Origin of the sequence: Streptomyces sp. 15-116A, assembly GCF_025290915.1 — a bacterium.
In the GTDB taxonomy this organism is placed as follows: Bacteria; Actinomycetota; Actinomycetes; order Streptomycetales; family Streptomycetaceae; genus Streptomyces.
This window is the reverse complement of the sequence record NZ_JAOCQE010000324.1, coordinates 1-6,299: the sequence shown is the minus strand read 5'-3', so window position 1 is coordinate 6,299 and position 6,299 is coordinate 1. Positions and strand designations below refer to the sequence as shown.

6 protein-coding genes are annotated in these 6,299 nt (G+C 73.9%); all 6 read left to right on the top strand.

The window, feature by feature from the left end; translation table 11 throughout:
• Positions 1–143 precede the first annotated feature (143 nt).
• The gene (locus N4P33_RS31125; RefSeq protein WP_313904617.1) at positions 144–1,334 is read left to right on the top strand and encodes a 3-deoxy-7-phosphoheptulonate synthase; all 1,191 of its coding nucleotides are present in this window, start codon (positions 144–146) and stop codon (positions 1,332–1,334) included.
• Between the two features lie 80 nt (positions 1,335–1,414).
• A complete protein-coding gene (locus N4P33_RS31120; protein WP_260830290.1) occupies positions 1,415–2,185 on the top strand; it encodes a 2,3-dihydro-2,3-dihydroxybenzoate dehydrogenase in 771 nt (256 codons plus the stop codon).
• A 129-nt stretch (positions 2,186–2,314) separates the two neighbouring features.
• The gene (locus N4P33_RS31115; RefSeq protein WP_260830289.1) at positions 2,315–2,938 is read left to right on the top strand and encodes an isochorismatase family protein; all 624 of its coding nucleotides are present in this window, start codon (positions 2,315–2,317) and stop codon (positions 2,936–2,938) included.
• Positions 2,935–4,899 carry an anthranilate synthase family protein gene (locus tag N4P33_RS31110; protein WP_260830288.1) on the top strand — a complete coding sequence of 655 codons (1,965 nt, stop codon included), beginning with the start codon at positions 2,935–2,937 and terminating at the stop codon, positions 4,897–4,899. Before N4P33_RS31115 ends, N4P33_RS31110 begins: the two co-directional genes overlap by 4 nt.
• The gene (aroC, locus tag N4P33_RS31105; RefSeq protein WP_260830287.1) at positions 4,868–6,052 is read left to right on the top strand and encodes a chorismate synthase; all 1,185 of its coding nucleotides are present in this window, start codon (positions 4,868–4,870) and stop codon (positions 6,050–6,052) included. Before N4P33_RS31110 ends, aroC begins: the two co-directional genes overlap by 32 nt.
• Positions 6,049–6,299, top strand: a 251-nt coding sequence (locus tag N4P33_RS31100) for a shikimate kinase (protein WP_260830286.1), incomplete at its 3' end; no start/stop codon positions are given. The genes aroC and N4P33_RS31100, both read left to right, overlap by 4 nt.

Sequence of the window (6,299 nt, the reverse complement as noted above, 5' to 3'; positions counted from 1 at the left end):
CCGCCCCGGTGCACGCCCCGGTGCGCCCCCCGCCCCGCCGCCCCACGTCCGAGACCCGCACCCGCACGGCTGCGCAGTCACGGGGACCTTCCCTGCCCCGGCGATGGCGCGCCGCGTCATGCCCTTCGCCGAAGGAGACACCAGTGGACGACGCTCTGCTCGACATCCTCGACCTCCTCGATATCAAGGACAAACCGGCCCAGCAGCAGCCGGAGTGGGGTGATGCGTCCCGGGTGCGGCAGGTCACGGAGACGCTCGCCCGCCGCCCGGCGCTGGTCGACGTACAGGACGTCGACACGCTGCGCTCGCTGCTGGCCCGGGTCGCCTCCGGTGAGGCCCTGGTCGTCCAGTCCGGCGACTGCGCCGAGGACCCCGCCGAGTGCACGCCCGGTTATGTCGCCCGGAAGACGGCCGTACTGGATCTGCTGGCCGGCGCCCTGAAGATGATCACGCACAAGCCGGTGATCCGGGTGGGCCGTATCGCGGGCCAGTTCGGCAAGCCCCGCTCCAGCCCCACCGAACGGGTGGGCGGAGTGGAACTGCCGTCCTACCGGGGGCACATGGTCAACGGGCCGGAGCCCGACCCGGAGAGCCGGCGCCCCGAGCCCCGGCGCATCCTGGACTGCTACGCGGCGGCCGGCGAGATCATGACCCACCTCGGCTGGCGGGACACCGGCCGCCGGCACACCATCGAACCGCCCGTGTGGACCAGCCACGAGGCGCTGATCCTCGACTACGAACTGCCCATGGTCCGCCGGGACGAGCGGGGCCGGCTCGTCCTCACCTCCACGCACTGGCCCTGGATCGGGGAGCGCACCCGCCAGCTCGACGGCGCCCACGTCGCCCTGCTGTCCCGGGTCGCCAACCCGGTCGCCTGCAAGATCGGCCCGAAGGTGACGCCCGACGAACTGCTCGGACTGTGCGAACGGCTCGACCCCGGCCGGGAGAAGGGCCGGCTGACCCTCATCGCCCGCATGGGGGCCGCCACGGTCGGCGACCGGCTGCCGAAGCTGGTGGCCGCCGCCCGCGCGGCCGGGCACCCGGTGATCTGGCTGACCGACGCCATGCACGGCAACACCGTCACGCTGCCGGGCGGGCTCAAGACGCGCTACATGGAGACGATCGAGCGGGAGATCCAGGAGTTCCAGGAGGCCGTGCGCGCCGAGGGCGGGATCATCGGCGGGCTGCACCTGGAGACCACCCCGGACGACGTCACCGAGTGCGTCCCCAACGACACCTGCGTCGACCACGTCGCGGACAAGTACACGACCTACTGCGATCCGCGCCTCAACCCCAGCCAGGCCGTCGCCGTCGCCTCGGCCTGGCTCGGCTGACCGCACGGCCACCCCCACCACCCCCACGCCCGGCCGGGGCAGGCCGGCCGGGCGGACACGCAGATGAGGAGGTCTGGAAGATGGACGGAAAGGTCGCACTCGTCACCGGAGCCGCGGGCGGCATCGGCGAGGCGGTGGCCCGCGCCCTCGGCGAACGCGGCGCGGTGGTGGGAGCCGTGGACCGCGACGCCGACCGGCTGCGGCAGGTGGTGGACAAGCTGCGCGCGGACGGCCTGGAGACGCTCGCCCTGCCCGCCGACGTCACCGACCCCGCCGGGGTCGACGCCGTCGTCGACGAGGCCGAACGGCGCCTCGGCCCACTGGAGTACCTGGTCAACGGCGCCGGAGTGCTGCGTCTGGGCACCGTGCGCAACCTCACCGACGAGGACTGGGCGACCACGTTCGCCGTCAACGCCACCGGCGTCTTCCTGATGTCGCGGGCCGTCGTCAACCGGATGCTGCCGCGCCGGCGCGGCGCGATCGTCACCGTGGCCTCCAACGCCGCCGCCACCCCGCGCGTGCAGATGGCCGCCTACGCCGCGTCCAAGGCGGCGGCGACCATGTTCACCAAGAGCCTCGGCCTGGAGGTCGCCCGGGACGGCATCCGCTGCAACGTGGTCGCGCCGGGCTCGACCAGCACCCCCATGCTGACGTCCATGTGGCACGACGAGTCGGGCCCGCGGCACACGGTGGAGGGACGGCTGGACGCCTTCCGCGTCGGCATCCCGCTGGGCAAGCTGGCCCGCCCCTCGGACGTCGCCGCCGCCGTCGCCTTCCTGCTGTCCGACGAGGCCTCCCACATCACCCTGCACGAACTCACCGTCGACGGCGGCGCCGCGCTCGGCGCGTAGGCCACATGCCCTTGGCGCCGCGCTCGACGCCCAGGGCGGCCTGGGGCGAAAGCCCCGGGCGCGCGCCTTCGAGGGGTGACCGCGCGGCCCCGAGTCCCTATCGACGTCAGGCGACCAGGAGAAGAGTCCATGGCAGGCATACCCGAGATCTCCCCCTACCCGATGCCGACCGCCGGCGACCTGCCCGGCAACGTCGCCTCGTGGTCCGTCGACCCGGACCGCGCGGTGCTGCTGGTGCACGACATGCAGCGCTACTTCCTGCGCCCGCTGCCCGACGGGCTGCGCGACGAACTCGTAGGAAACGCACGGCAGTTGCGGGAGCACTGCGCCGCGCTCGGCATGCCGGTGGCGTACACGGCGCAGCCCGGCGGCATGACCGACGAACAGCGGGGCCTGCTGAAGGACTTCTGGGGCCCGGGCATGCGCACCGCGCCCGCCGACCGGCAGGTCACCGCCGAACTGGCCCCGGCCCCCGGCGACTGGCAGCTCACCAAGTGGCGCTACAGCGCCTTCTTCCGCTCGGACCTGCTGGAGCGGATGCGCGCCGCGGGCCGGGACCAGCTGGTGCTGTGCGGGGTGTACGCGCACGTGGGCGTGCTGATGACCGCGGTCGAGGCGTTCACCCACGACATCCAGCCGTTCCTGGTGGCCGACGCGACGGCCGACTTCTCCCAGTACCACCACCGGCTGGCCCTGGAGTACGCGGCGCAGCGCTGCGCCGTCGTCGTCACCACCAAGGAGGTCCTGGCATGACCGGCACCCCGAGCGGCGACCTGCTCGGCCGGATCCTGGGCGAACGGCCCCCGGCCGCCTACGCCCTGCTGCACCGCCCCGGGACGACGGGCCCCGGCGTCCTCGACGTCGTCGTCGGCGAGACGACCGAGCCGCGCACCCTCGCCGAACTGCCCCTGCCGGACCGCCCGGATCCGGACGGAGGACCCCGGCACGAGGTGCTGGCCCTCGTGCCGTACCGGCAGATCGCGGAGCGCGGTTTCGACTGCCCCGACGACGGCACGCCGCTGCTCGCGATGACCGTCACGGATCAGGCCGTCGTGCCCGTCGCGGAGGTGCTCACCCGCGTCCCCGACCTGCCGGTCAAGCTGTCCGGCGGCCGCTTCGACGTCCCGGACGACGCGTACGCCGCCACCGTCCGCCGGGTCGTCAGGGACGAGATCGGCACCGGGGAGGGCGCCAACTTCGTCATCAAGCGCACCTACACGGCCGACATCACCGGCTACACCCCGGGGCACGCCCTGGCGGTCTTCAAACGCCTGCTGCAGCGCGAGAGCGGCGCCCACTGGACGTTCCTGGTGCACACCGGCTCCCGCACCCTCGTCGGCGCCACCCCCGAGCGGCACATCACCCTGCGCGAGGGCCGGGCGGTGATGAACCCGATCAGCGGCACCTACCGCTACCCGGCGACCGGCCCGACCCTGCCGCAGGTGCTCGACTTCCTCGCCGACCGCAAGGAGGCCGACGAGCTGTACATGGTCGTGGACGAGGAACTGAAGATGATGGCCCGGATCTGCGAGTCGGGCGGCCGGGTGACCGGGCCGTACCTCAAGGAGATGGCACGCCTCGCCCACACCGAGTACTTCATCGAGGGACACAGCACGCGGGACCCGCGCGACATCCTGCGCGAGACGCTGTTCGCCCCGACGGTCACCGGCAGCCCGCTGGAGAACGCCTGCCGGGTCATCAAGCGGTACGAGCCCGAGGGCCGGGGCTACTACAGCGGCGTCGTCGCGCTCATCGGCCGCGACGCACAGGGGGAGCGGGCCCTGGACTCCTCCATCCTGATCCGCACCGCCGACATCGACGGCTCCGGCCGGCTGCGGATCGGGGTCGGCGCCACGCTCGTACGGCACTCCGACCCCGAGAGCGAGGTCGCCGAGACGGCCGCGAAGGCGGCGGGTCTGCTCGCCGCCATCGAGAGCGACGGCCCCTCCCGGTTCGCGGACCACCCGCACGTCCGGGCGGCCCTGGAGCAGCGCAACTCCGCCCTCGCCGGCTTCTGGCTCGCCGGGAACGGCACGGCGGCGGACCCGGACCCGGTGCTGAGCGGGCGCCGGGTGCTGGTCGTCGACGCCGAGGACACCTTCACGTCGATGCTCGACCACCAACTGCGGTCCCTGGGGCTGCGGGTGACGGTCCGCCGGTTCGACGAGCCGTACACGCCGGACGGGTACGACCTCGTCGTCATGGGGCCGGGGCCGGGCGACCCGCGCGACGTCGAACATCCCAAGATCGCCCATCTGCGGGCCGCGGTGCGCACCCTGCTCGACGAACGGCGCCCGTTCCTCGCGGTCTGCCTCAGCCACCAGACGCTGTGCACCCTGCTCGGCTTCCCGCTGGTGCGCCGGGTGGTCCCCAACCAGGGGGTGCAGCGGGAGATCGACCTGTTCGGGGCCCGGGAACGGGTCGGCTTCTACAACACGTTCGCCGCCCGCGCCGAGGACGACAAGGCCGACTGCGACGGGGCGGGCGTGGTGGAGATCAGCCGCGACCCCGGCACCGGCGAGGTGCACGCCCTGCGCGGCGCGCACTTCGCGTCGATGCAGTTCCACCCCGAGTCGGTGCTCACCCAGGACGGTGTGCGCATCGTCGGCGACCTGATCAAGGAGGTTCTCCCCGGCCTCGGCGGGGCCCTCCCCGGGGCAACCGGAAAGGAGCGCGGCACCGTTGAGCAGGTTGCGCTGGCTGACCGCGGGTGAGTCCCACGGCCCCGCACTCGTCGCGACCCTGGAGGGGCTGCCCGCCGGAGTGCCGGTCACGACCGGCATGGTGGCGGACCATCTGGCGAGACGGCGGCTGGGCTACGGGCGCGGCGCCCGTATGACGTTCGAGCGCGACGAGGTGACCTTCCTCGGCGGAGTCCGGCACGGGCTGACCCTCGGCTCCCCGGTGGCGATCATGGTGGGCAACACCGAGTGGCCCAAGTGGGAGCAGGTCATGGCCGCCGACCCCGTCGACCCGGAGGTGCTGGCGGGGCTGGCCCGCAACGCCCCGCTGACCCGCCCCCGGCCCGGCCACGCCGACCTCGCCGGCATGCAGAAGTACGGCTTCGAGGAGGCCCGGCCGGTCCTGGAGCGTGCCTCCGCGCGGGAGACGGCGGCCCGCGTGGCGCTGGGGGCGGTGGCCCGGTCGTACCTGAAGGAGACCACTGGCGCCGAGATCGTCTCCCATGTGGTCGAGCTGGCGGGGGCGAAGGCACCCGCGGGTGTCTGCCCGACGCCGGCCGATGCCGGGCGGCTGGACGCGGACCCGGTGCGCTGTCTGGACGCGGACGCCTCGAAGGCGATGGTCGCCGAGATCGACCAGGCCCACAAGGACGGTGACACCCTGGGCGGCGTGGTGGAGATCCTCGCCTACGGCCTGCCCGTCGGCCTCGGCTCGCACGTGCACTGGGACCGCAGGCTCGACGCCCGGCTCGCGGGGGCGCTCATGGGCATCCAGGCCATCAAGGGTGTCGAGCTCGGCGACGGCTTCGAGCTGGCCCGCGTTCCCGGGTCCGCGGCGCACGACGAGATCGTGCGGACCGAGGAGGGCATCCGCCGCGCCTCCGGCCGCTCCGGCGGCACCGAGGGCGGCCTGAGCACCGGCGAACCGCTCCGCGTGCGCGCGGCGATGAAGCCCATCGCGACCGTGCCGAGGGCGCTGCGGACGGTCGACGTCACCACCGGAGCAGAGGCGCGGGCCCACCACCAGCGCTCCGACGTGTGCGCGGTGCCGGCCGCCGGGATCGTCGCGGAGGCGATGGTGGCGCTGGTGCTGGCGGACGCCGTGGCGGAGAAGTTCGGCGGCGACAGCGTGGCCGAGACCCGCCGGAACGTCACCGCGTACCTCGACCACCTCGCCGTCCGATGAGCGGCCCGCTGGTCGTGCTGGTGGGCCCGATGGGCGTGGGCAAGTCCACCGTCGGGCGGCTGCTGGCCGAGCGGCTGGGCGTGGCCTACCGGGACACCGACGACGACATCATCGCCGAGCGGGGCCGGACCGTCGCCGAGATCTTCGCCGGCGAGGGCGAGGCCGCCTTCCGGGCCGCCGAGGCGCGGGCGGTGGCCGACGCCCTGGCCGGGCACGACGGCGTGCTCGCGCTGGGCGGCGGCGCGGT

Excerpts from the sequence above, each read along its gene's own strand:
- N4P33_RS31110 (WP_260830288.1), top strand. The coding sequence starts at position 2,935 with ATGACCGGCACCCCGAGCGGCGACCTGCTCGGCCGGATCCTGGGCGAA.
- N4P33_RS31115 (WP_260830289.1), top strand. The coding sequence starts at position 2,315 with ATGGCAGGCATACCCGAGATCTCCCCCTACCCGATGCCGACCGCCGGC.
- N4P33_RS31120 (WP_260830290.1), top strand. The coding sequence starts at position 1,415 with ATGGACGGAAAGGTCGCACTCGTCACCGGAGCCGCGGGCGGCATCGGC.